Genomic DNA, 24032 nt, shown 5'->3' on the forward strand with positions numbered 1-24032 from the left:
GAAAAGTTAACCGGCAATATTTGGAAAACATACTCAGGGTTAAAATCGGCGCTCAAACAGTATATTGATCGCTTCTACAACAGAACTCGCCTGCACTCTGGCTTGGGATACATGAGTCCGTTAGAGTACGAGGCGATAAATGGATAACTCCAATGTGTCCGGAAAAGCGGGTGAGGATCACTATGCGACTAGATCGTGTTTCATCTATCTCCTGCCGTTTAATGATTTTGAGAAAGACTGTGGGCTCTGATTTTCGATGGCTTTCTGATATGTGGAAAATATCAGCTTCAAAAATACTTTTCCTACAGTCTTGTTATTCGCTTGTTTAGATTTGATGTCACCAGGAATAATAGATTTATGGAAATAAATAAACATGTTGTAGACAACCTAGATTACTATTTGAGTCTACCCTCTCCTGAATATGCATTTCTTCTTTGTGGTGAATGGGGCGTTGGTAAAACGCACTTTGCTGATGAATACATCAAAAAGAAAAATGGGAAGGATTTTAAGTTAATAAAAATTAGCTTGTTTGGTTTGAGGGATATTTCTGAAATCAATGCCGGGATATTTCAAAAGCTACATCCTTTATTAGGTTCCAAGAGCGCAAGGTTGGCTGGCAATATCATTAAGGGCGCATTTAGTATGGGGCTGAGGATTGATATTGACTCAGGTGAAAACTATGAATCAACGCTAAATACTAAATTAGACAAGCTGAATTTTTTTGAATTTTTTTTAGATGAAAAAAAGAAAGAAGTAGTACTTATTTTTGATGATCTAGAGAGGAGTAAGATATCAACTGTAGAGGTTCTTGGTTTTATAAATGAGTTGGTTGAAACTTCACAGGTAAAAGTGATTTTAATTGCAAATGAGAAAGTCTTGATTGAAGGTGATGATGGAGATAAATATAAAGACTTTAAGGAAAAGGTGATTGGTAAGACGTTTGAAGTAAAGCATGATTTTAGCAGTGTTTTATGTGAGTTTTTAGATGGTTATAGCTTAGGTGGTCATGAAGAGTGTATTCAATATATATATAATAGATCTAACTTTAAAAATCTCAGAAAATTCAAGCAATCGATTGATGACTTTGAGTATCTTATAAAAAACATCGATGATAAATATAAGGCGAATGACCAGTTTTATAAGGATCTAGTGAAATGCTTTTTTGCTCTTAGTGTTGAGGTTAAAAAAGGTGGGTTGTCTGAAGAGGATTTAAGAAAAAATACTCCTTTTAATAAAGGCGATGAAAAGTTGAACTCAAAAGAGGATATATATAGTAAATATTTTAGTAGGCAGGCTCGCCTATACAATGGTGATGTGTGGGCGAATATAATATTCAAAGGTGATTTGGAACGAATTAATGAAGAAACATCAAAGCTAGCACTGTTTGTTGAGAAGGTAGAGAAAGAAAGACCTAACTGGTTGAAACTTTGGTATTTTAAAGAGCTTGAAAATGATGAGTTCTCAAGTCTTATTGACGAAGTCGAAGACGAGCTAAAATGCCTAGTTGAAAATGATCTGAGGATATATCTTCATAAAATAGCTCTTGTAACTTACTTTAGTAAAATCGGCCTTGGAAAGCTTTGCATTGATGAAATAAAGGAAATAGTTGAAAGGTATATTTCAAAATACAAGGATAGTGATTTTTGGAAAACAAATTTGGTTGCTGGTGATATTTATAATAACGGGACTGGTTACGGGTATATCAACGATCAAGATCAGGATTTCATAGTTCTTAAAGCACGGATTACTAGCGAGAATGAAAAGACCTATAACCAAGAGAAACAGATAGCAGAAGAACGCGAAGCTAAGAAGATTTTAGATAGCATTGTAAGTAGTATAGAGTCAGATTTAGATGGTGAATTTAAGAAATTACTCTTGGATGTATATAGATATAATCCAATACTAAATAATGTAAATCCTAAGGCCTTTGTAGGCTCCTTGGTTGATGCTAATAATTCTGCCATTGTGAAACTTAATGATGTTATTCTTGAGCGATATTCAGAAAATCATTTTGTAAATGATCGAGTTAAATTTTCTTTTTTTCGAGAGGAATTGGATTTTTGGAAAGGTGTAGAAACAGGACTAAAACAGATTCTATTGAATGATATTGGGCTTAAGGGTCATATTTTGGGGTTATTTCTTAAGCATACGGTTTCAAAAGTGATTTTTTTACTTTCTGAAGAACAGTAAGTCGTGCATAACCAGTTGTTACTCGCGGAAAAATTAACACTACCCTTTGCACTGTTTACCGGATACCTTTTCAAGCACCAACAGGCTGTTCTACATCCAGTTAAAATGCCGAGTTTGATAGGGCCAAAGCTTCAAATCCTCTTCCCCAGTCCTCACCCATTACCTGCTACACTCCGCAGTCGCTGAATCCCGGCGGCTGCATCTGTTTCTCGTCAGTGCCTGATCTGTTTTTCGACAGGACCCGCGTTACCGAAACCTCAGACAAGGGTTCAGTTCGCCAAGCAAGATCGCTTCACGCTGTTTGTCAGGAAAACGAAATGTCCCACGCATTAATTGATAAGAAATCCGAGAAAACGTCTTTTGGCTTTTTGACCATGAAGGCCAACGTCGATACCACCTTGACGCTGGTCGAGATGGAAGCAGGCCAGGTAGGCGTGTTGTACGAAGCTGTGTTCAGCGGCATCAAGGATGGCCGTGTGAATGGTGGCCCGTTGGTGATTTCCAAAAACACCACCAAGCAGGTGAACGACAGCCCGGAAGTGAATGTGATTGTCAGCAACTTCGACAAGCAAGCGGATGCGGTTGCCATGCATATCACCATCACGGTGGATGTTCCTATGCTGGGCAAGCAGACCATTTATAACCAGACTCTGGCAGGCAAGTGCGGCACTTCGGTTAGCTGTTGAATGAAGGATATTGCCGACAGTCGCTATGAAGCGTTTAGCCGAGTGCTGTCGGAGCAGGGCTTTTCGCCTGCTGAAATATCCGAGCTGATCAGTCAAACACGGGTTGTTCAGCAACCTTCGCGCTCGGTGTTGCTGCCGCAAGGTGAGACGGCGAGCGAGTTTTATTTTTTGCTGGATGGGGTTTGCCACGCCGGGTATCTGACCGAGCAGGGCAAGGTGTTCAGCAAGGAATTTTACTGGGAAGGCGATTGGGTGATTGGCTACGAGAGTCTGGTGACAGGCCAGCCGTCGCCGTTCTGTCTTGAGACGGTTAGTGCCTGTCAGATGCTGGCGCTGCCCATCAGTGTGTTGCAGTGCTGGCGTGCGGAAAGACGCCCGATGTACCTCTCGCTGATCGAAGGCCAGCTGCTCAACAAGGAGCAGAAAGAGCGTTATATGTTGCTGAATACTCCGCAACAGCGTTACCAGCAGTTCTGCCGCAATTATCCAGATTTGCTGGCCCGCCTTAGCGATTATCAGATCGCTGCCTACCTTGGCATCACCCCCATCAGCCTTAGCCGTATTAAAAAACGTCAATCGATTAACCATTGTTAATGGCTTGTGTGGGCGTTAGTGGTAGCTTCCGGCTTTTGATCAATCTGTTGAGGAAACCCCATGGTGCAGTGGCAATGCCTGTCTTTCGATCAGCTCGACAAGCAGCAGTTGTACGCCTTGCTGAAGCTCAGGTCGGATGTGTTTATTGTTGAGCAGGCGTGTCCGTATCCTGATATTGATGGTAAGGATATCCAGCCGGGTGTCTTGCACCTGTTAGGTTGGCAAGACAGCACCCTGGTTGCCAGTGTACGGCTGTTGCCCGCTGGGCTGACGTTTCCGTCGGTCAGCATCGGTCGGGTGGTGACCCACAAGGATTACCGCGGCGGCGGCCTGGGCCATCAGTTAATGAGTGAAGCCATCAAACACTGCGAGCGGCTTTGGCCTGAACAGCCGATAGAAATCAGCGCCCAGCAGTATCTTGAAGCCTTCTACAAAAAGCATGGTTTTGAACCGACTTCAGAGCCTTATCTGGAAGACGATATTCTGCACGTGGATATGAAGCGGGCGTGAGTTTTAAGAGTTGAGCTGTGCTGAGTTATTCAGAGGGCCTTCTGGCCGTCGTCTATCTCGGCAACTCCCGTCAACTGTTACACTCGCAGTCCCTGTTACCCCGGAGGTTGCGATGTTCTTCCCTGATCCTGGCAAAAAACACTATGTGGACCGTACCGATGTAAACGATCCGCTGTCGTCTTATTCTCGTTTTGGTTTTGAGCTGGATGACGCCGAGTGGCCGTCGGTGGAGCATTATTTTCAGGGCATGCAGTTTGAGGCGGGAGAGATTCGTGAAGCCATTCGTGTTACGGAAACCCCAGAAAAGGCGGTGAAGCTGGCCAAATCGAACAAGCGTAAGATACGTAAGGATTGGAAGGACGTTCAGCAGGTGATGATGACCCGGGCGGTGTACACCAAATGTCGTACTCACCCGGAGGTAGCCGAGGTGTTGCTGAAGACCGGTGCCGACAAAATTCTGGAAAGCTCGATGTTCGATTATTACTGGGGCTGCGGCCGCGACGGCCGGGGCCATAATATTTACGGCAAGCTGTTGATGTCGGTGCGTGACAAGCTGTTGCAGGAGCGTGCTGACGCGGCAGGTTAAGGCGTTGTTGTTAGCGCCAGGGCCTTTAATTTATATCCCTTCAAACGATCTTCGATGGATCTTTTCTTACTGATTAGCGCGGGCTGCTGACCGGAGGTATTGGCTTTTGACACAGCTCGGCTGCCATTCCTTCTTTAAAAGAAACTGAGCCATTCCTTACAGTCCAACGGCCTCGTTGGAATAAGAATCCTGTTAAAATTCACTCTCATTTCGCCAGCTGCGGTGCGTTTGGGCTGTGGCAGCTGTTCGGTCAGGAGCATGCTGGTTGCCATTGGTCTTGTCCATGGCTGGCGTCGTTTGTGTTGTTATTCGTTTTGGATGCCTTATGGATTTAACAAAAATCATTGGTTTTGGCGTAGCCGGCAACTTTGCAGGCCATTTGGAGCAAGCTGGTGAAGCCAGCGACTTCATGGATGTTGAAGTGAAAGAAGAGACTCAGCCGAAAGCCATTTTCCCGTTTTATGTACCATCGAAAGACGCGGGTTTTTTGTCTGAGTTTCCGTTATCCAGCAACACCGTTTCAGCCCCTGAAACCGACGGCAATGTGCAGATTGAGCCGGAAGTGGCGATCTACTGCAAAATTCAGTACGACGGTACCAGGGTTGTGGGTCTGGAGCCGCTGAAGTTTGGCGCTTATAACGACTGTTCTATCCGTCGCCCGAACGCCAATAAAATCAGCGAGAAGAAAAACTGGGGCGCCAGCTCCAAGGGCTTGTCGGCCAATCTGCTGGACATCGATACCTTTGCCGAAGGCGGCATTCTGGATCAATACCGCATTGCCTGCTTTATGAAGCGCGACGGCGAATACCATGCCTACGGTGCCGACAGCGCGGTGGTGGAGTACAGCTACTTCCACACCAAGCTGCTGGACTGGATTGTCGACTGCATGAACAACCAGCCAAACAGTGGCCCGATGGACTGCATTCCAGATCAGTTGAAGCTGGCGGATTACCCGGAATACACCCTGATCAGCGTGGGCGCGACCCGTTACACCGAGTTTGGTGAAACCCATTTCTTGCAGAAAGGTGACCAGGCGGTTGTGGTGGTGTACGACGGTACGGCGTATCAGCCAGAGTCGATCGTTGCTGTGTTGGAAAGCGGTGAGTATTCCAGCAGCAATATGTCGGTGCTGATTCAGGATGTGAAGTAAGCCCAAGGCAAGGCTCTGCCCCGGCAGAGCCTTGTTTTTTACTCTTCCAGGGTTTTCCTATACCCAAAGGCCCCTCTGCCTGAACTCTTCTTTGGCTTGTCCTTGTTGTTTTACCGTTTGATACTCTAGGGACCCTCTGGATAACTCTGCACAGCTCTGCGCGAGTCCTGCAGGTTGTCAGAACAAGGCGGCGAATGCAGCGGAATGGCTGGCCCTTTCCAAATTCGCCAACACCGTTCTGGCGGGCTGCAGGCCGCGCCCTGCGGGGATGCCAGGGCATTGCTGACTCTGTGTCGCTGATTTTTGACTTGACCCGTCAAGCCTGCAAACCAGCTTCGTGATTCAGCTTCGCCCTGTCATCCAGAGCGGGCACCGAGTTATTCAGAGGGTCCCTAGGCTCTCTGGCAGTAATTAGCGGCAAACACACCATGAAAATATCGATTCTAAGCTGGGTGCTGGCACTCATTTTTCTGTTGTCTGGCGGGGCCAAGTTGGCCGGTCTGGCGTTTGAGATTGCAGCGTTTGAGCGCTGGGGCTATCCGTTGTGGTTTATGTACCTGACGGGCGCGCTGGAAGTCGCCGGTGGCGTGGGCTTGTTACTGAAGCGTTTGTCGGCTCTGGCGGGTGTGTGCCTGGCGTTGCTTATGGTGGGCGCGGTGGTTACGCATGTTCTTCATGCCGAGTGGGGCATGCTGGTGGCGGCATCGGTAATTTTTGCACTGTCGTTGCTGCGTGGCTGGCTGGGGCGTGATGACATTGGTTTGCTGTTTCGGCGTCAGGGCTGAGGGGCTTACACAGCAGCCAGTAGCCGTTACAACAGCCGCATCCCTTGCAGTTTGATCTCGTCGTTTTTGGCCACCAGGGTGATTCTGAGTGTGCCTTGCTGCATTTCGAAGGTAACGGGCACCCGGTAAGTTGCGGTGGTGAACGAAGTGCCAATAAGAGCGGAGTAGTGCTGGTGGTTCATTAACTCCGGCTGGCCGGTGCTGACCACCGCACCGTAGTTCTGCTTGAGCTGGTCGAACAGGGTTTTGCTGCTGGCGGGCAGTTTGGCATAGCCGTCGTCAGTCATGATCAGCATAAAGGTGGTCATGTCCCATTCGCCAATGCGCTTCACCAGTGCCGGAATTTGCGGCTCGAAAGTCTCTTCCAGATTGGGCTGATTACCGTGCGTGAATGCAGCCATCATCACAAAAAACAGCGCTATGGCGGCGATGCCTATGCCAAGTGTTTTAATGACGTTCATGCCGCAGCTCCCGAAAGGTGGCGTTCAGACCCTTCAAAGAGTGTAGTCGATACGGTTAAAACCTTGTTAAGACGGGTGGGATTTGCTGACGCTAAATGGCCATTGTTGGCATGTTGGCCAAGCCGTCAGGAAGACGGCTTGTTGGTTTCCAATGTGACAGCGCTGTGGGCCTTGGGTTTGGCAGGCTCGATCGACAGCCAGCGGTCGCCTTTGCGGGTCATGACCACGGCTTTCTGGAACACCAGCGTGTTGGGCAGGCTCAGTTCGTAGCCTTCGTCGGTGCGCAGCAGAATGTGGAACAGGGTGATTTCGGTGATCACGCCTTCCGGGCAGTCTTCTTCAAAAATCCGGATGCGGTCGCCCGGACGGTATGGAAACAGGAAGAAGATGATCACACTGGCGGTGACGTTGCTCAGTACCGACCATTGCGCAAACAGGGCGATACCCAACAGGGCAAACGCGGACGACAGCGCAAAGGTAAATTCGCCATATCCAAAACCCAGCACAAAGCCAACGACGAACAACAACAGCACAAACAGGGTTAGCTGCACGGCCTTCTGGATGTAGAAAATACGGGAGTGACCAACATCGTGGCGATTGCCCTGGCGTTCAATCAGGTTCATCAACAGGCTGTTGAGCCAGGCGTAGCCAATAACGGCGGCCAGTACGAGCAGAAATTTCATGGGTCTCGCTGTGGGTAGTGCAGGTGAGTGTTGGCCAGCCCTCTGTTTGTCGGGCTGGCCTGTGGAATATCAGTTGGCCTGGATCGGCTCTGCGTCGTCTGGCAGCAGGCTGTCTTGCATGTTTTCGATGCTTTCTACCACGTCGTCCGGCTCCTTGAAGTAGGCAATGTGGAACATGGCGTCGCCTTCGTGTACCAGCGGCAGGTTCTGATTGCCGATAACAATACCATCTTTACTGGCCACAACGCGGTCGACTTCATCACCAAACGGGTCACAAATGCTGGCCAGCACGTCGCCTTTCTCAACCTTGTCGCCCAGCTGGCGGAAAGCGCGTACAAAACCGGAGTCGGTGGCGCGTACCCAGCCGCTGTTGCGGGCAACCAGAGGCTCAATCGGAAACTTCTTCTGGCGGCTTGGTGGCAACATATTCAGCAGCCGCATCACTCGCAAGATGCCGCGTTCGCCGGCACGAATGCACAGCTCGTCGTAGCGCAGCGCTTCACCTGCTTCGTACAGCAGGATTTTAACGCCCATTTCATTGGCGGATTCCCGCAGTGAGCCATCGCGCAAGTTAGCGTTCAGTACCACGGGTACACCAAATTCCAGCGCCATCAAGCGGGTTTCTTCATCGTCAAGGTTGGCGCGAATCTGCGGCAGGTTAGAGCGGTGGATCGCCCCCGTGTGCAGGTCGATGCCGTAGTCGCAGTGGGCGACAATTTCGTTCAGAAAAGTGTCGGCCATGCGGCCTGCCAGTGAGCCCTTCGGTGACCCCGGAAACGAGCGGTTGAGGTCACGACGGTCGGGCAGGTAGCGGCTTTGGTTCACTACACCAAACGGGTTTACCACGGGCACACAAATCAGGGTGCCACGCAGGTTGCGCAGCCGCGAGCCATTGATCAGCCGGTTGATGATCTCAACGCCGTTCAACTCGTCGCCATGAATGGCCGCACTGATAAACAGGGTAGGGCCAGGCTTGCGGCTGCGTTTGATGTACACCGGCATGGTCATGTCGGTGCTGGTGTACAGGCTGCCGATGGGCACGTTCAGCTTGTAGCTGTTTCCGGGCTCAATGGTTTCACCAGCGATGGTCATGGCAGGCAGGCGAGAAGCGCGGGTATTCATGCAGTGGTTCCGTGTAGGGGCCAGTTACCGTGTTTTAGACGAGCGGCTGGCTTCCGAGGTAAGTCCGGTGCTGAAAACAGCTCAGCATCACAGACTGGACGAGGGGCATCTATTTAATCCGGCGCAGGATTAAATAGATGTCCCCATAAGGCTTGAAAGTGTGCGGTGTATTGCGCTTTGGGACAACTGAATTTGATGCTGGTTACAAGCAACAAAATTGATCGTAACCGTCTTCTGTGTGATGGGAACCCTCTGGAAATTTCAAAAAATCGCCGGGTTTTGTCAACCAACTGCGGGCGGTGACGTTTTAGGTGATGTGCGCACAAACAACACGCTGACAATTTTCAAAGGAAATTCACCTGGAGACGGTAATGAAAGCGAATTGGTTATGGCTGACGGTGGTGTCGGCCAGTTTGGCGGCCTGTGGTGGTTCGGACGGTACGGAAAGCACAACCAGTACTACAACAACGACATCTTCAAGCACCGAGTCGACGACAGAAACGACGGCTGAAACAGCCTCCACCGGCGAAACCGGCACCCTGCAAATTGCCCTGACGGATGCAGAAGAAGACTTCCTGACCTATCAGGTGGATGTGACGGGTGTAACCCTGACCCGTGAAGACGGCACCGAGGTGGATGTTTTGCCAGCCACCACGGAAGTGGACTTTGTGCAGTATCAGTCACTCAGTGAACTGTTTCTGGTGGCGTCACTGCCACGCGGTACCTACAACAGCGTGCTGGTGTATCTGGACTACACCGATGCCGACATCGTGATTCAGGACGAAGCCGGCACCAGTTATGCGGCGACCGCACTGGATACCGACGGCAATGTGCTGACGGCGCTGGAAGCCAGCATTGACCTTGCCGACAGCGCCTTGACCATTTCACCTCGCGAAGTGGCAGGCCTGACGCTGGACCTCGACCTGTCGGCCTCGAACACCATTCTTTCGTACGACCCGGCTGAAATTGAAGTGTCGCCATTGCTGATGGTGACGGCCAGCCAGGACGAAACCCGCGAACATCGTGCCCGCGGCAGCCTGGTGTCGGTTGATACCAGCGTGTCTACCGTGACCCTGAACGTGCGGCCGATGCGCAAGCGCAGCGGTGACTTTGGCCAGTCGACCATCACGGTAACCGACGACACCGGCTATGAGCTGGACACCGTTGAATACAGCGGCAGCGAAGGTCTGGCGGCATTGGCGCTGATGGCTGCGGATGCCTCTGTGATTGCCTACGGCAGCCTTGATGACAGTGGTGTGTTCACCGCCACCAGTATTCTGGCGGGCGCCAGCGTCGACGGCACCGGCGAAGATCAGGTGAAAGGCGTGGTAACGGCCCGTACCGATAACGTGATTACCCTGTCGGGCGCCGTTGTCGAAGCCGACCAGCGTCGTTCGTCGTTCAGCTCGACCATGACCATTACCCTGGGCGACAGCACCGTGGTTACCGGTGTTGAAGAAGGGGATTCCACGCTGGCGGATATTTCCGTTGGTCAAACCGTGCTGGTGGCGGGCACCTTGTCGACTACCGACAGCACGGTGATGGATGCATCTGAGGGGTATGTGCGTCTGAAGCTGAATACCGTGACTGGCTCGGTGGTATCCACCTCGCCATTGGCCATCGATTTGACCCGGGTGAACAGCCGCGACGTCAGCCTGTTTGACTTTACCGGCACTAGTGCCAGCACCGATACCGATGCCGACCCTCTGGCCTATGAGCTGCAAACCTCAACGCTGGATGTTTCCAATCTGGCCGTAGGTGCCTGGGTGTCTGTCAGCGGTTACCCAACCGACTTTGGTGCCGCCGTCGGCGACTTCGACGTAACCAGCATCAACGAAGTCAGCCTGTCGACCGGCAGCTCCAGCTACAGTGCTCACTGGTCGACTTCAACCCTGACCACTACGCCGGTAACCATCACGGATTCTGCTCTGGTGCTGGACACCAGCGAAGCATCTGAACGCTTCCGCATTCATGGGGTATCCAAAAGCGTGGTGGATGGCCTGACGGTCACCAACATTGTCGCTGCTGCAGATAGCGGTCATTACGCCGTGCACACGTCGGGTGTGGCAGCATCGGTGTACACCAGCTACAGCGATTTTCTGGTGGCATTGGCGGAAGCACTGGCAGGTACGGAACCAGTGAGTAAAATCAGTGTGCTGGGCACGTACGACCAAACCGCGACCGCTCTGACAGCGTCGACCATTGTGGTGCGTTTTGGCGAGAGCAGCCGGGGTTCCAGTGTTGGCCGTGGCTCGTCTTCTGACAGCAGTTCTGACAGCGGTAGCAGTAACGGCGGTCGCGGTAATCGCCGCTGATTTTGAATAACTGAACCACAGGATCTTACACCCGCATGATGCACGCAGGCTCCAGCGCCGTCTTATGAACCTGAATGAGTTTCTGGCTTCGGTTGAAAAACGGGCGTTTCGTATTGTCCGTTTTTCAACCCACAGTGATGACGATGCGCTGGATGTGGTTCAGGAGGCCATGACCCGGCTGATCAGCCGTTACCGGGATCGTGGCCCGGATGAATGGCAACCGCTGTTTTTCCGTATTCTGGAAAACTGCCTGATGGACTATCACCGTCAGCAGCAGCGGTTTTCGAAATTGTTTTTCTGGCGCAAATCATCGCGCCCGGATGATCAGGACAGCCTGCAGGAATCGGAGGGCAGTTCTGAAGCGGAGCTTGGCCCGGAAGCAGGCTCCGATGCGTTGGAACCCGGCTGGTTATTGGGCCAGGAACGCCAACGCGGTGCTGTGATGGAAACCATCGCGGCGTTGCCAGTACAACAGCAGCAGTGCTTTTTGCTGCGTTGCTGGGAAGGCATGAGTGTGCGGGAAACCGCCGCTGCCATGAGTATTTCCGAGGGCAGTGTGAAAACCCATCTGTCCCGGGCGCGACAAAAATTGAATGAGGTGGTAGAAGCCCATGGCCAATAGTCGTAATCAACACGGGTCTGAGCGGGCAGCCGACGAACAACGCATTCGCCAGTGGCTGGAGCAAGATATCGATGCCATGCCCGACGAACTGTCGCAGCAGTTGGCGGCTCGTCGTATGCAGGCGTTTCGGGAGGCTGCTTCGCCGCTGCAATCCAGTCGCTTTGGTGTGTTGCGTCAGCTGGGCTTGAACGGTTGGCAGGCCGGTGCATCCATGGCGGCGCTTGCGACTGTGGCGCTGGCGGTATGGCTGGTGGCTGGCCCTGTGCCTTCGTCAGATTCTGCCAGGACTGCCGAGTTGGCGCTGGGATCAGAACCCCTGACTACGACGACCGACGAGTTCACGGAACTCGACATGGCGATGGCGTTGGCCGAGCTGGATGAGAGCGAATGGGGTATGCTTCAGGATCTTGAATTTGCCTATTGGTTGAGCGAGTTACCTGATGCGTCGAATCCTGCTCCGGATGGGGCTGGTTAATATGCTGCCAGTGATGATCACCGGTGCAGCAGTACCACTGGTGTATGCCGAAGACCCTGTAAGGCTGGCCTCGAATGACGAGCAGCCTGATCTGGAGTTTCTGCTGTTTCTGGGCGAACAGAAGCAGATGAACGGCGAGTGGATCGACCCGGTTCAGCTGATGGAGCCGTCCGAGTCAGGTCAGTCTTCCGAGGAGGCCGCTCAACAAGCGGCTTTGTCGTCCCGAGTAAAGGGAGGGCAACCGGATGCTGAATAGCTACCCTGCTGGTTGGCTGGCTACTGCTCGGCTGTTCAGGCTGACGCTGTTCTCCTTGCTGATGTGTCTGCTCACGCCACTGGCGCAGGCGCAAAACTGGGACAGCCTGCCCGAAAGCACCCGTAATGTGTTGTCGTCTGCGAAAGCCAAATGGAACGGCCTGAGCGAGCAGCAGCAACAGCAGCTGGTTCGTGGTGCCGAGCGTTGGCAGCAGCTGTCGGGCGAAGAACGCAGTCAGGCCCGTGAGCGCTTTCAGCGTTGGCAGCAGCTGGATGGCAAAGAACGTCAGGCGCTGCGTGACCGTATGCAAACGCTCAACAACATGAGCAACAAGGAACGCCAGCAAACCCGCGAAGCCTGGCAGCGTTACCAGAAGTTGTCGCCGGAAAAACGCCAGAATTTGCGCGAGCGTTATCAGTCCATGCCGAAAGGCCAGCGCGATCAATTGCGTGACAAAATGAAAGGGCGTCGCGACAAGTAATTGTCGGGGCGCTTTTTGTTCTTTCTTCCCTGTTTAAGCAGTGCGGCTCTTTATGGCTTCCGTGTGGTTGCCAGGTCTGAGCCGCTATTTTTCACCAGTTAATACCGGCTCCCAATACCCAGCTGTAGTAATCGCTGTCGTCGAGGTCCTGATGGTAGCTGAGGCTGGCGCTCCAATGATCATCAAACACATTCAGGAACAGGCTGGCGGAGCTCCAGGAGGTGGCCAGCGTGCTGCTGCCTTCCTGCTCGTTGGGCTGGAAGTCATCACCGCTGGAGGTTAGTAGTTGGCCAACCACGGTTTTCTGATAATCGAGGCTGGCGCCGGGGCTCCATAGCCAGCCGCGACTGTCTTCGGCCAGCCACGCCAAACTGAGTCCAAGGCCCAGGTCGGTACCGGATTGTTCATTGTCGCTGCGCTGCACCGTGGTGGTGGTTTGCTCCGTAGTCTCTGTAGTTTCGGTGCTGCTGTCACTATCGTCTGAGTCGTTGCGATCATCCCGGCCGCTATTTCTACCGTCGTCATTATCACTTCCACCATCATTGCTACTGTCATCGTCTTCAGCCGTGCTCACCGTGGTGGTCGAAATGCTGGTGGCGCTGTAGTCCGAGTATGCCTTGCTTTGGGTCGCGTTGACCCAGCCGCTGAGCAGCCAGGCATCACCAAGCCAGATGTCATGACCGAATTCGGCCGTTAACGACTGACTGTGGAAGTGGCTGCGACTGGCGTACTGGTCTATTCCTGCCGAGGCGGTGCCATTCTGGTCTGACACTTTCAGCAGGTTGCGGTGGTTGCCGTAACTGAGGCTGAACCAGTTCACGTCGCCGCTCCAGCTGACGCTGACCGAGCCTCCCAGCGTGTTGTAATCCACCTGGCTGTTTTGGCCGCTGCCTTTTGACAGCGCTGCCGACCAATGCCAGTTTTGCCATAACGTGTCGGCGTAACGCAGTTTCAGGGAGTGACTGTCGAGGGCGTAGCTTTGCCAGCTTTCGTGAAAGACCAGATGGTTGAAGCGCTGATCCAGCGTCAGAGAGCCAGCATGAGTCAGCGAGCAGCCGCTGATGGCCGCCAGGCCAAGCAAGACAGAGCTGCGGCGTTGAAAACATGGATTGCGTAAGCGGCCAGTGAGGGGCTTGGTCGCCATGCGGAATACCTTTGGTTGAAATGAACGGGGTGGTGGATATCTGAGCCAGAATACCTGAGCCAGAAACAAAAAAGCACAGCAGCGAAGTAACGCTGCTGTGCTTGAATGACACCGATAACGGATCAGGAATCCTGATGGTGGTCGTCATCGTGTGGCGGACGCTCGCCATCACGTGGTGGACGGTCCTTGCCGTTGAAGTCCCACCATGGCTTTTTGCCACGATCACCGCGAGGGCCACCACGGCCAGCTTCGCCATGACGGGTAATCAGCGAGGCCAGTGTCAGGTCGGTCACCGGCTGATCGTCAATCATCACCTTGTAGGTGTGCTCCAGCTTCAGTTCCGGAGCCGACAGCGTCAGCGACTGGAAGTCGGCCGGGGCCGGGTAGTCCAGTACTACGGTGCCGTCGGTGTCAATCACCTTGAAGTGCTGGCCAGCGGTAATTGGAGTATCCAGATTCACCTGAATGATCGGCTGGGTGGAGGTGTCAGATGGCGTTTGTGCCATGCCGCTGCTGCCGGTCGCCAGCAGGTAACCGCCGGACAGTTTGAAGTCACCGTCGACATCAATATAGCCATCGCCACGGCTCAATGGACCATCGACGATCAAGCGGCCGCCTTGCATTTCGGCGTGGCCGTTGGAATCCAGGCCGTCGCCGCCGGATTTCAGGAAAATATCAGCATTGATGATGGTTACCTTGCCGTCGATGGCTTTGCCATGACCGCCGCCACCCTTGCCACGACCCTGCCACATGGAGCTCAGCTTGGAGCCCAGGCCTTCTTCTTCCTTGGACGCGGCTTTCTTCTCGGACACGTTCACGGCATCGTCTTTCGATACCACGTAAATCTGGCCGCTGTGGAAGGTAATAAAGCGACCTTCAATGCCTTCGTTGGACTCTTCAATGCGAATGCGGCTGTCGACGATATCAACAGCGCGTACGCCTTGAATGCCGTCGTCACCGGCCTTGATCATCAGGCGCGAACCTTCAACATGAACAAAGCCTTTTTCTTCGTTCTCGGTGTTGTCGGATTTGATGGCATCGCCACCGGCCTGAATGCTGATGCGGGAGTCACGAATATCGACGCTGTCTTTTCCGCGAATGCCTTCGTCAGCGGCATCAATGGCCAGTTCCAGCTTACGAATGTCGAGGTCGTCCTTGCTGACAATGGCGTCTTCACGTTCGCCGATTACCGCCAGGCGGGCATTTTCGGCACCGGTGATTTTCAGGTCAGCCTTGGAATACAGGGTAGCGTTGGCGTCGCTGCCTGCTGGCAGGTTGCTGCCTTTAACATCGGCCAGCAGGTTGTCGGAACCGGCGGCCAGTTGGATTTCCACATCGCCCGCGGCACGAATATCAATGGCGGCACCGGCGCCACTGGTCAGTTGCAGGTTGTCGAAAATCAGCGTCAGTGGCTGGTCGCCACAGTTCACCACCAGTTGGCTGCCATCGGCTTTGCCGGACAGGCGATAGGTACCGCCTTGTACGATGGTTACGGTGTTACCGTTGACGGTAACAGCCTGGCTGGCTTTGGGGCTGGCGCCAAAATCAATCAGCGTGGCATCGCCGGCCATTGCGGTGGTGGCGGTCAGCGCTGACATCAGCACGGCGCTGGCAAACGCACCACGGACAGCGCGCACAAGTCCTTTTTGAGGGAAAGCACTCATTCGGTAAATTCTCCATGACTGGATAGCAAGGTACAGGTTGCGATGCCGTCCAGGCTTCGCAACTGGTTAAGCAGGGATTCCTGTTGGCCGCGCTGGATGCGCAGTTCGATCACTTTTTCAATCACGCCGTTTTTAAGGGTATCGGAGCGAATGAAGTGACTCTGCACCAGCTGCTTGTCGTCTAACTGTTGTAAGACGGCTGGCCATTGATCGCTGTTCTGATACTTCAGAATCAGCATGTAAGACGGTTCAAAGGTGAATGAGCGCGACAGTCCCCACAGCACAATGGCAATAAAGCCACTGGCAATCAGCGACAGCTGGTAATACTCAACGCCGTTGGCAATACCGATGGTAATAGCCCAGAAAATAAAGGCAGTATCGCGGGGGTCTTTCACGGCTGTTCTGAAACGGATGATAGATAGCGCACCAATCATGCCCAGCGATAACATCAGGTTGCCGCTGATACCAATCACAATGGCGTTGATGGCAATCGCCACCATCACCAGGGTGATGTTGAAGTTCTTCGAGTACAGCACGCCGTTGTAGGTTTTTTTGTAAACCCAATACACAAACATCGCCATCACAAAGGTGGCGGACAGGGAGATCAGGATTTGCAACGACCCCAATGAGGAGTCCAGCAGCAGCTGGTTGGAATCGAATAGTTGGCTCAGGTCAGTCGGGTTCATGTCGGTTCGATTACTGGTGTCAGAAGTAGGTAAGTTGAAATTGGCTCAGGGGCTGAATCTCGCTGGCCGATCAGCCGCTGTAAAATTCGCGCATGTGCATACGGCCCAGGCAGTACTTGCTGATCGCCTGGGCGTTGGTGCCATTGAGGTTGAACAGTTGTGGAAACCAGCTCGGCAGGCAGTGATTGAATTTCACTTCCATGATGATGGTGTCGAAGCGTTGCAGGGTTTCCATTTGCAGCTGGTCGGAAAACAGGTCGAAGTCTTCGGTGTTCACCCGCAGGTTCATGTCGAAGGTGACGCGGATGTCGTTGTAATCCATCAGGTATACCTCGCGGTCGTAATCCACCATCACCGTTGGGCGGAAGTACTTCCGTTTGAGGTCGAAGAAGATCGAACGGGCACTGTTGGAGTCGATGTCGAGCAGGAAGTCGTAGTCGCCATCAATCATCTGCAACGCCTGTTCGCGGCTGATGGTGACCGAGCTCTTGTCGACAAACTGGTTGTGCTTGCGTTTGCGTTCCAGCTTGGCCCACTGCTGATCGGGGGAGTACACCCGAATACGGTACTTGTCGCGCAGTTCAATGCCGTCGAGCTTGTCTTCAACGCTGGAATCGAGAATGTCGTCGAAATAGAGGCTACGAATAAAGTAGCCACGGTCGTGGGTCTGGTTCGGGTCGCGATCCATCAGCGTGGCCAGCAGGTTACGAGCGTATTCGTAGTCTGCGTGGCTGATGAAAAACTTCACCTCGTGGCGTTTGACCGACAGCGTCTGGCTCATGGTTACACTCCGTCAGCGGCGACGGTGGTTGCGCCAGCGCTGCTGTTGGCGTGGTAGAACACCTCGACCGTCGGGTTTTCGGTGCTGCTGCGGCCAAGGGTAAAGGCGCCGTCGTAGTTGGGTGGCGCAACCAGCGTCATGCGGTCCAGCTGTGAGCTGCCATCGGGAGCCGTGAGTACCAGGGTCTCACCATTGCTGAGGTTGAAGTTAAGCTTTGGTGCTCCGTAGGGAGCCTGTTTGGCCGACTTGCCGTAAAACACAATGGCATCGTGGGATGCCACCACCCAATCGCTGGTAACCTGCCATTTCAGTGGATCATCAAGATCATCCGACAGGTAATAGCCCTTCAGCGATTTGCTGTTCAGCGTTGGGTTGTACACCGCCACCCAATCCTGTTTGTCGTTGTTGGCAAACGAGGCTTCGGCAATAAACACGTGGCTGGCACCGGCTTGCTGGGTAAACCACCAGGCGGCCGGTGTGGCGACGGTCAAAAAGGCGACGAAAGCGATAAACGGATGTACGGACATGGGCAGCTGGACAGTCAGTGTGTGGATGCCATGACATTTTCTGATAAAGAGAATGCTTATCATTGGCTTTGTTGCAATGTTGTGACACAGCGGGTTAATACAGGGTTAAGGACCCGTGTATCGACGTTGGTGGTGCGAAGAAGCGATTCAATATTCTGTACGAAAGGCGGTTAAGGCCGGGATAAGAATTGGGTCATGGAAGGTCAGGCTCTGTCCGACATTGTTGTGTGCGCCTTTGCCTGAAAGCCACCCCGTGTTGTTGTATGATTGCCGCTGAATTTTTGCCAGACAGCGGTTCCTCTTTCATGACTGCAGCTTCTTCCCCAGCAGCTTCCTTTGTTCACTTGCGCGTACACTCGGAATATTCCCTGTACGACAGCACCATTCGGGTGAAAAAACTCATTGGTGCCACCAAGGGCATGAACATGCCTGCGGTCGCGCTGACCGACCAGATGAACATGTACGCGCTGGTGAAGTTCTACAAGGGCTGCCTTGGCGAGGGCATCAAACCGATTCTGGGTGCCGATCTGTGGCTGGAAAACGAGGTTGAACCCGACAAGCCCTTCCGCTTGACGGCGCTCTGCCAAACCCCGGCGGGTTATCTCAACCTGCGGGAAATTGTCTCCAAAGGGTACGTTAACCAGTATCAGGATCTGGCCATCATCAAGAAAGAATGGCTGTTTGATCAGCACGACGGCCTGATCATTCTGTCGGGCTGCCGCGATGGCGATATTGGTCAGCGGGTTTTGAAAGGCAAGATCGACGGTGCTGAAGCGCTGTTGCAGCAGTATCTGGATGTATTCGGTGATCGCTTTTATCTGGAGCTGCAACGCACCGGTCGCCCGGGCGATGAGACGCTGGTAAAAGCCAGTCTCGCGCTGGCGGGCAAATACACCGTGCCGGTGGTGGCGACCAACGACGTGCGGTTTATTAAAGCCGACGACTTCGAGGCTCACGAAACCCGGGTTTCCATTGGTCAGGGTTATGCACTGGAAGACAAACGTCGCCCGCGCGAATACAGCGAACAGCAGTATTTGCGCTCGCCGGAAGAAATGATCGAGCTGTTCCACGATATTCCATCCGCCATTCAGAACACGGTTGAAATTGCCAAACGTTGTTCGGTGGAAGTGCTGCTGGGCAAATACTTCCTGCCGGACTATCCGATTCCGGAAGGCATGGGCGAAGACGAGTTCTTCCGCAAGATTTCCAGTGTGGGTCTGGAAGAACGTCTTGAGGTGATTCTGGCGGGCATCCCAAAAGATTCACCGGAATACGCGGAAAAGCGCAAACCCTACGACGACCGCCTCAAGTTCGAGCTGGATATCATTATCCAGATGGGGTTCCCCGGCTACTTCCTGATCGTGATGGACTTTATCCAGTGGGCCAAGGATCACGACATCCCGGTAGGCCCGGGGCGGGGTTCTGGTGCCGGCTCGCTGGTGGCTTACGCGCAGAAGATTACCGACCTTGATCCGCTGCAATACGATTTGCTGTTCGAACGATTCCTGAACCCGGAACGGGTATCCATGCCCGACTTCGACATCGACTTCTGTATGGAAGACCGTGAGAAGGTGATCGCCTACGTGGCCGATAACTACGGTCGTCAGGCGGTATCGCAGATCGTGACCTTCGGCACCATGGCCGCGAAAGCGGTAGTGCGCGACGTGGCGCGGGCGCAGGGCAAATCGTTCGGTCTGGCCGACAAATTGTCGAAGCTGATTCCGGGTGATCCGGGCATGACGCTGGAAAAGGCGCTGGGCCAGGAACAGCCGTTACAAGAGTTTCTGAACGATGACGAGGAAGCCCAGGAAATCTGGGAAATGGCCCTCAAGCTGGAAGGTATTGCCCGTCAGACCGGTAAACACGCCGGTGGTGTGGTTATCGCGCCGACCAAACTGACCGACTTCTCCGCCACTGCCAGTGAAAATGACGGCTCCGGTCTGGTGACCCAGTTCGACAAGAACGACGTGGAAGAAGCCGGTCTGGTGAAGTTCGACTTCCTGGGTCTTCGGACCCTGACCATCATCGACTGGGCGTTGGAGATGATCAACGCCAAGCAGCGCAAGGAAGGCCTGCCCGACGTCAAGATTGAGGAAATTCCTCTCGACGACGAGCCGTCCTACACGCTGCTGAAAGAAGCCAAAACCACCGCGGTGTTCCAGCTTGAATCCCGCGGTATGAAAGACCTGATCCGCCGCCTGCAGCCGGATAACCTGGAAGACATGATCGCCCTGGTGGCACTGTTCCGTCCGGGCCCGCTGGAATCCGGCATGGTGGACGACTTTATTAACCGTAAGCACGGCCGTGCCGAAGTCGCTTATCCGCACCCGGACTTCCAGCACGAACGCCTGAAAGACCTGCTGACGCCGACCTACGGGGTTATCGTTTATCAGGAACAGGTAATGCAGATCGGTCAGGCGCTGGCGGGCTACAGCCTTGGTGGCGCCGACATGCTGCGTCGAGCCATGGGTAAGAAGAAGCCGGAGGAAATGGCCAAGCAGCGGGACTTGTTCCGCTCCGGTGCCATCAGCGAAGGCGTCGACCCCGATCTGGCCATGAAAATCTTCGACCTGGTGGAAAAATTCGCCGGTTACGGTTTTAACAAATCCCACTCTGCGGCTTACGCACTGGTGTCGTATCAGACCCTGTGGCTGAAAACCCATTATCCAGCGCCGTTTATGGCGGCGGTACTGACCTCGGATATGCAGACCACCGACAAGGTGGTGATCTTTATTGAAGAATGTCGGGAAATGGGCCTCGACATTGTACTGCCAGACGTTAATCAGTCGGTCTACGGCTTTACCGTGAACGACGCCGGTGCGGTGGTGTACGGCCTTGGCGCGGTGAAAGGCGTAGGTGAAGGCCCGATTGAAGCCATTATTGCCGCCCGTAACGAAGGCGGCCCGTTCCGCGATCTGTTCGACTTCTGTCAGCGCGTGGATGCGAAAAAGCTCAATAAGCGGGTACTGGAAGCGCTGGTGCGTTGTGGTGCGTTCGACAACCTCGAAGTGCAGGCCCCTCGTGCGGTACTGATGGCCAGCATTGAAGATGCCATCAAGAGCGCGGGCCAAAGTGCCGCCAACGAAGCCGCTGGCATGTTCGACCTGTTTGGTGAAGTCGAAGCCGAAGCAGCCGCCACCGCCGATCCTTATGAGCGTCACCGTGGTGAGCGCGATTGGCCGCTGAAGCAGCGGCTGGCTGGCGAAAAAGACACTCTGGGCCTGTTTGTTACTGGTCACCCGTTCGACGAATACGAAGCGGAAGTGCGTCAGCTGGCTCCCCACAAGCTGGTGAACCTGCAAGAAAGCAAAAAGCCTCAAAAGCTGTCGGGGCTGGTGGTCGACATGCGGGTGATGAAGAACAAGCGTGGCGACAATATGTGCTTTGTCACTCTGGACGACCGTTCGGGACGCATGGAAGTCGCGCTGTTCTCGGACGTCTACGAGCAAGTGCGTGAAGTGGTCGCCAAGGACAAGGTGCTGGTGGTGGAAGCACTTATTTCCCACGATTCCTATTCCGGCGGCCTCAAGGCCACTGGTCGTAGTGCGATGGAAATTGGTCAGGCCCGTTTGGCCTTCGCCCAGGCCATTCGTATTCGCATGGACAGCGAACAGCTCAACGACAAGTTCTGTCAGTCGTTAGGCAAGCTGCTGCAACCAATGCAGGACGGCTGCCCGATTGTGCTGGACTACCGCAACGACAGCGCCCGCTGCGATATTCGCTTGGGCGATGAATGGCGGGTAGACCCCAGCGACGACCAGTTGCTGCAACTGCGCTACGAATACGGCGAAGATGCGGTGGAGCTGGTGTTTAACTGATGTCCGTCAGCTTGCTGTTGGACGCTTTGCCTGCCTCGCTGCAGCCCTTTCAACAGCAGCTGTTCGCCGACTTCGACCAACAGCTGGCAGGCAAGTCGCAAGTGTATGTTGCCCTTAGCGGCGGCATGGATTCGGTGGTGCTGACACACCTGTTGGCCTGTTGGCGCGTCGCCAGAACTTCTCATTCCTCCAGTTATCCCAATATTTCTGCGATCCACGTTCACCATGGCCTGATGGCCGAGGCCGACCATTGGCTGGCGTTCTGCAAACAGCTGGCGGCACAACTGCAACTGGGCTTTATCAGTGAGCGGGTGGCGGTAGAAAATCATGGCGACGGTATTGAGCAAGCCGCACGGCAGGCTCGTTACAAGGTGTTCGAGCAGCAGTGTCAGCCAAATTCCGTATTGCTGATGGGCCACCACGCCGACGATCAACTGGAAACCTTCCTCAGTCGTGCCAGCCGCGGCAGTGGCCTTGGCGGTTTGTCTATGCCGGCCAAACGACCCCTATCGGCCAGCAGCACGGTGACTATTGTTCGGCCTCTGCTCAGTACTCCGCGAACGGTATTGCAGCATTGGGCAGAGTATTTCCAGCTGCATTGGGTCGAAGACCCCTCCAATACCGACACCGGCTATGAACGTAATTGGTGGCGGCAGCAGTGCTTACCCGCCATTGAGCAGCGTTTTCCCGGTCGCAAACAATCACTGCAACGCACCATCGAGCACTTACAGCAGGAGCAGCAAGCGCTCAACCTGCTGCTTGAACCGGTGTTGGCCAGCTGCGTGTTGGAATCAAGGTATCCTTCAACCGCCACGACCGCGTTCAGCTTGGCGGCCATTGAGCAGCAAGCTCCCTTGTTGCATCCATTGTTGCTGCGTCACTGGCTACAGAGCCTCGGGCTGCACTTACCATCGGACGACTGGCTGCAACAGTTGCTGATGCAGGCCCGCAGTGCAGACGACCGCCAGATGCAGATGGCCATAGGCCCCTGGCAGCTGCGTCGTTTTCAGCAGGTTCTGTATTTGTACAAGGCGGTTGATGTGCCTCAAGCTGCCCATGAGTTCGAGCTGGTGGCGGGGCAAAACCTGAGCGATATTCCTTGGGCGGGCGGTAAGGTTGGTCTGCCGGATTTACCGCCCGGACGTTACCGCATCAGCTGCCAGCCATTGGCAGGGCTGAGCAATAAAGCCAGCCTGAAGCCTGTTGGTCGTCCTTCCAAAACCTTAAAACATGTGTGGCAGGAAGCGCAGATTCCGGCTTGGCTAAGGCCTTGCTGGCCGTTGTTGCTGCGCTGGGAAGAGTCTGACAACCCGCAAGGCCATTGGCGGCTGTGCGGTGTGTTGGGTGTGATGCTGGACGGTGCTTTGCTGGACGGCGCTCTTCTCGTTGACCCTCTACTGAACGACGATCAACTGGACGACAGGGGCTTAAAACCCGACCTGGCGCTTGGTAACTATCGTCGTGCCTGACGGGCCTGTCACAACTGAATGGTACAAAAACACGATGCTGTAGAAATCGTGTGGGCACTTTTGAACCGATTCACATTTTCAGACTCGAAGCGGACACAAATTGGTACCATTATTGAGTGACTGTGTTCTACCGTCCTGATTGTTATTTAGCAGGGCGGGTTCAGCGTTTTTCGAGGTTGCATGAAGCGTTTTCTTTCCGTCCTTTCGCTGTTGGTGGTCTGTGCTGCGGGTGTCGGTGTTCAATACCGTGACCAGCTGCCAGCTGCCGTGGCAGATTTCCCATTGATCAGTGGCTTGTTGAATCAGGTGGCTGGTAACCCAGACCCGCAGCATTCAGTGACGGCTGGCGCGGGTGATGCTGGTTCTGCTGCTCCAGCTATAAGCAAGGCAAGTTATTCGCCAAGCGGTACTGCGTCTACTGGAAATGCCGAATCGGCAGCCACCAGGGTGGCTCTGACTGCCATGACGGTAGATCAGGCCCATGCCGCCCCTGAAACCAATACCCAGCTGCAAATTCAGCAAGCCATTTCGCGGGAGTTTCCCGAGTCGGACGCGGGAGCGGTTGAGCTTGCCACCGGTGCGGGGACAGCCGAGCTTTCAGGCGCAGCTGTATCGGATAGCGCATCCAGTGCCGAGTTGGATATCCAGAGCGACGAAGCCCCAGAGCCATTTACCCTGCCTTCTGAGCAGCAGCAACAGCTGCGTCAGCAAGCACGACGGGAAGCCAATGGCGAAGTGACGATCAAACAGCCGCTGGACCTGAGCCTGCCCGAGATGGAGTGGGGTGACCAACTGGCTTACGACGCCAGTTCATCGCATCTGCTGGGGAATGTGTTTATCACCGAAGAGAAACAGTCGGCGATGGATATGTCCGGTAAGCTTTACTGGGATGAGTCGGAAGAAGCGGAAACCAAACCGTTGCGAGAAACCATCACCGGCGGGGAAGTAGAGCTGAAGATTCTGCTGCCATAACCCCTAACCCTAGTGTCTCTGTCCTACTGCCTCGGTCCCGGGTCTGATCCAGGAC

The 24032-nt window shown here is 53.9% G+C and carries 24 protein-coding genes; 16 read left to right on the top strand and 8 right to left on the bottom strand.

All coding sequences use genetic code 11. The annotated features are described in order from the left end of the window. Positions 1-18 precede the first annotated feature (18 nt). The 8 genes from G516_RS25295 (at position 19) to G516_RS0116570 (ending at position 6501) form a co-directional block, all read left to right on the top strand. Positions 19-147 carry an IS3 family transposase gene (locus G516_RS25295; RefSeq protein ID WP_407635457.1) on the top strand — a complete coding sequence of 43 codons (129 nt, stop codon included), beginning with the start codon at positions 19-21 and terminating at the stop codon, positions 145-147. 210 nt (positions 148-357) lie between these two features. Then, entirely contained in the window at positions 358-2190 is a 1833-nt protein-coding gene (locus tag G516_RS0116535; RefSeq protein WP_028294578.1) for a P-loop NTPase fold protein, read from the top strand. Positions 2191-2507: 317 nt separating this feature from the next. After that, entirely contained in the window at positions 2508-2876 is a 369-nt protein-coding gene (locus G516_RS0116540; RefSeq protein ID WP_028294579.1) for a hypothetical protein, read from the top strand. Then, entirely contained in the window at positions 2877-3470 is a 594-nt protein-coding gene (locus tag G516_RS0116545) for a Crp/Fnr family transcriptional regulator (protein WP_036537200.1), read from the top strand. A 60-nt stretch (positions 3471-3530) separates the two neighbouring features. Next, entirely contained in the window at positions 3531-3980 is a 450-nt protein-coding gene (locus tag G516_RS0116550) for a GNAT family N-acetyltransferase (RefSeq protein ID WP_028294581.1), read from the top strand. A gap of 112 nt (positions 3981-4092) precedes the next feature. After that, positions 4093-4566, top strand: a complete 474-nt coding sequence (locus G516_RS0116555) for an NADAR family protein (protein ID WP_028294582.1) — start codon at positions 4093-4095, stop codon at positions 4564-4566. Positions 4567-4891: 325 nt separating this feature from the next. Further along, the gene (locus G516_RS0116565; RefSeq protein WP_028294583.1) at positions 4892-5716 is read left to right on the top strand and encodes a DUF5718 family protein; all 825 of its coding nucleotides are present in this window, start codon (positions 4892-4894) and stop codon (positions 5714-5716) included. Positions 5717-6144: 428 nt separating this feature from the next. Then, a complete protein-coding gene (locus tag G516_RS0116570; protein WP_028294584.1) occupies positions 6145-6501 on the top strand; it encodes a DoxX family protein in 357 nt (118 codons plus the stop codon). Between the two features lie 26 nt (positions 6502-6527). Here the strand turns inward: G516_RS0116570 and G516_RS0116575 are convergent, their stop codons facing one another. From G516_RS0116575 to G516_RS0116585, 3 genes are all read right to left on the bottom strand, one after another. After that, complete coding sequence (locus G516_RS0116575; protein ID WP_028294585.1) at positions 6528-6962, bottom strand: hypothetical protein; 435 nt, start codon at positions 6960-6962, stop codon at positions 6528-6530. A 125-nt stretch (positions 6963-7087) separates the two neighbouring features. Next, positions 7088-7645, bottom strand: coding sequence for a mechanosensitive ion channel family protein (locus G516_RS22995; RefSeq protein WP_051219539.1), 558 nt, complete (start codon positions 7643-7645; stop codon positions 7088-7090). A 69-nt stretch (positions 7646-7714) separates the two neighbouring features. Then, the gene (locus tag G516_RS0116585; protein WP_245582689.1) at positions 7715-8767 is read right to left on the bottom strand and encodes a succinylglutamate desuccinylase/aspartoacylase family protein; all 1053 of its coding nucleotides are present in this window, start codon (positions 8765-8767) and stop codon (positions 7715-7717) included. A 371-nt stretch (positions 8768-9138) separates the two neighbouring features. Here G516_RS0116585 and G516_RS0116590 point away from each other — a divergent pair, with 371 nt between their 5' ends. The 5 genes from G516_RS0116590 to G516_RS0116610 all read left to right on the top strand — a co-directional run bounded on the left by G516_RS0116590 (position 9139) and on the right by G516_RS0116610 (position 12916). Beyond that, positions 9139-11082 (top strand): hypothetical protein, encoded by a 1944-nt coding sequence (locus tag G516_RS0116590; RefSeq protein WP_028294587.1) that lies wholly within the window; start codon positions 9139-9141, stop codon positions 11080-11082. A 64-nt stretch (positions 11083-11146) separates the two neighbouring features. Then, positions 11147-11704, top strand: a complete 558-nt coding sequence (locus G516_RS0116595; protein ID WP_036537202.1) for an RNA polymerase sigma factor — start codon at positions 11147-11149, stop codon at positions 11702-11704. Next, the gene (locus tag G516_RS0116600; protein ID WP_028294589.1) at positions 11694-12179 is read left to right on the top strand and encodes a hypothetical protein; all 486 of its coding nucleotides are present in this window, start codon (positions 11694-11696) and stop codon (positions 12177-12179) included. The genes G516_RS0116595 and G516_RS0116600 overlap by 11 nt, the downstream gene beginning before the upstream one ends. Beyond that, on the top strand, positions 12145-12435 hold the full coding sequence (locus G516_RS24785; protein ID WP_156879080.1) for a hypothetical protein: 291 nt from the start codon (positions 12145-12147) through the stop codon (positions 12433-12435). Before G516_RS0116600 ends, G516_RS24785 begins: the two co-directional genes overlap by 35 nt. Beyond that, positions 12425-12916, top strand: coding sequence for a DUF3106 domain-containing protein (locus G516_RS0116610; protein ID WP_084645146.1), 492 nt, complete (start codon positions 12425-12427; stop codon positions 12914-12916). Before G516_RS24785 ends, G516_RS0116610 begins: the two co-directional genes overlap by 11 nt. Positions 12917-13007: 91 nt before the next feature. Here G516_RS0116610 and G516_RS0116615 read toward each other — a convergent pair whose 3' ends face one another. The 5 genes from G516_RS0116615 to G516_RS0116635 form a co-directional block, all read right to left on the bottom strand. Then, entirely contained in the window at positions 13008-14060 is a 1053-nt protein-coding gene (locus G516_RS0116615) for a hypothetical protein (protein ID WP_028294592.1), read from the bottom strand. A 122-nt stretch (positions 14061-14182) separates the two neighbouring features. Further along, the gene (locus G516_RS23000; protein ID WP_051219540.1) at positions 14183-15724 is read right to left on the bottom strand and encodes a carbohydrate-binding domain-containing protein; all 1542 of its coding nucleotides are present in this window, start codon (positions 15722-15724) and stop codon (positions 14183-14185) included. Beyond that, complete coding sequence (locus G516_RS0116625; RefSeq protein ID WP_028294593.1) at positions 15721-16410, bottom strand: DUF4956 domain-containing protein; 690 nt, start codon at positions 16408-16410, stop codon at positions 15721-15723. The genes G516_RS23000 and G516_RS0116625 overlap by 4 nt, the downstream gene beginning before the upstream one ends. 70 nt (positions 16411-16480) lie before the next feature. Then, a complete protein-coding gene (locus tag G516_RS0116630; RefSeq protein WP_028294594.1) occupies positions 16481-17191 on the bottom strand; it encodes a polyphosphate polymerase domain-containing protein in 711 nt (236 codons plus the stop codon). A 2-nt stretch (positions 17192-17193) separates the two neighbouring features. Then, positions 17194-17718, bottom strand: a complete 525-nt coding sequence (locus G516_RS0116635) for a lamin tail domain-containing protein (protein WP_028294595.1) — start codon at positions 17716-17718, stop codon at positions 17194-17196. Between the two features lie 305 nt (positions 17719-18023). On the opposite strand from G516_RS0116635, the gene dnaE reads away from it, so the two are divergent. From dnaE to G516_RS0116650, 3 genes are all read left to right on the top strand, one after another. After that, positions 18024-21536, top strand: a complete 3513-nt coding sequence (dnaE, locus tag G516_RS0116640) for a DNA polymerase III subunit alpha (protein WP_028294596.1) — start codon at positions 18024-18026, stop codon at positions 21534-21536. After that, on the top strand, positions 21536-23005 hold the full coding sequence (tilS, locus tag G516_RS0116645) for a tRNA lysidine(34) synthetase TilS (RefSeq protein WP_028294597.1): 1470 nt from the start codon (positions 21536-21538) through the stop codon (positions 23003-23005). The genes dnaE and tilS overlap by 1 nt, the downstream gene beginning before the upstream one ends. 180 nt (positions 23006-23185) lie before the next feature. Further along, positions 23186-23977, top strand: a complete 792-nt coding sequence (locus tag G516_RS0116650; RefSeq protein WP_028294598.1) for a hypothetical protein — start codon at positions 23186-23188, stop codon at positions 23975-23977. The last annotated feature ends 55 nt before the right edge of the window (positions 23978-24032 follow it).

Origin of the sequence: Oceanobacter kriegii DSM 6294 (assembly GCF_000422845.1) — a bacterium.
Taxonomy (GTDB): Bacteria; Pseudomonadota; Gammaproteobacteria; order Pseudomonadales; family Oceanobacteraceae; genus Oceanobacter; species Oceanobacter kriegii.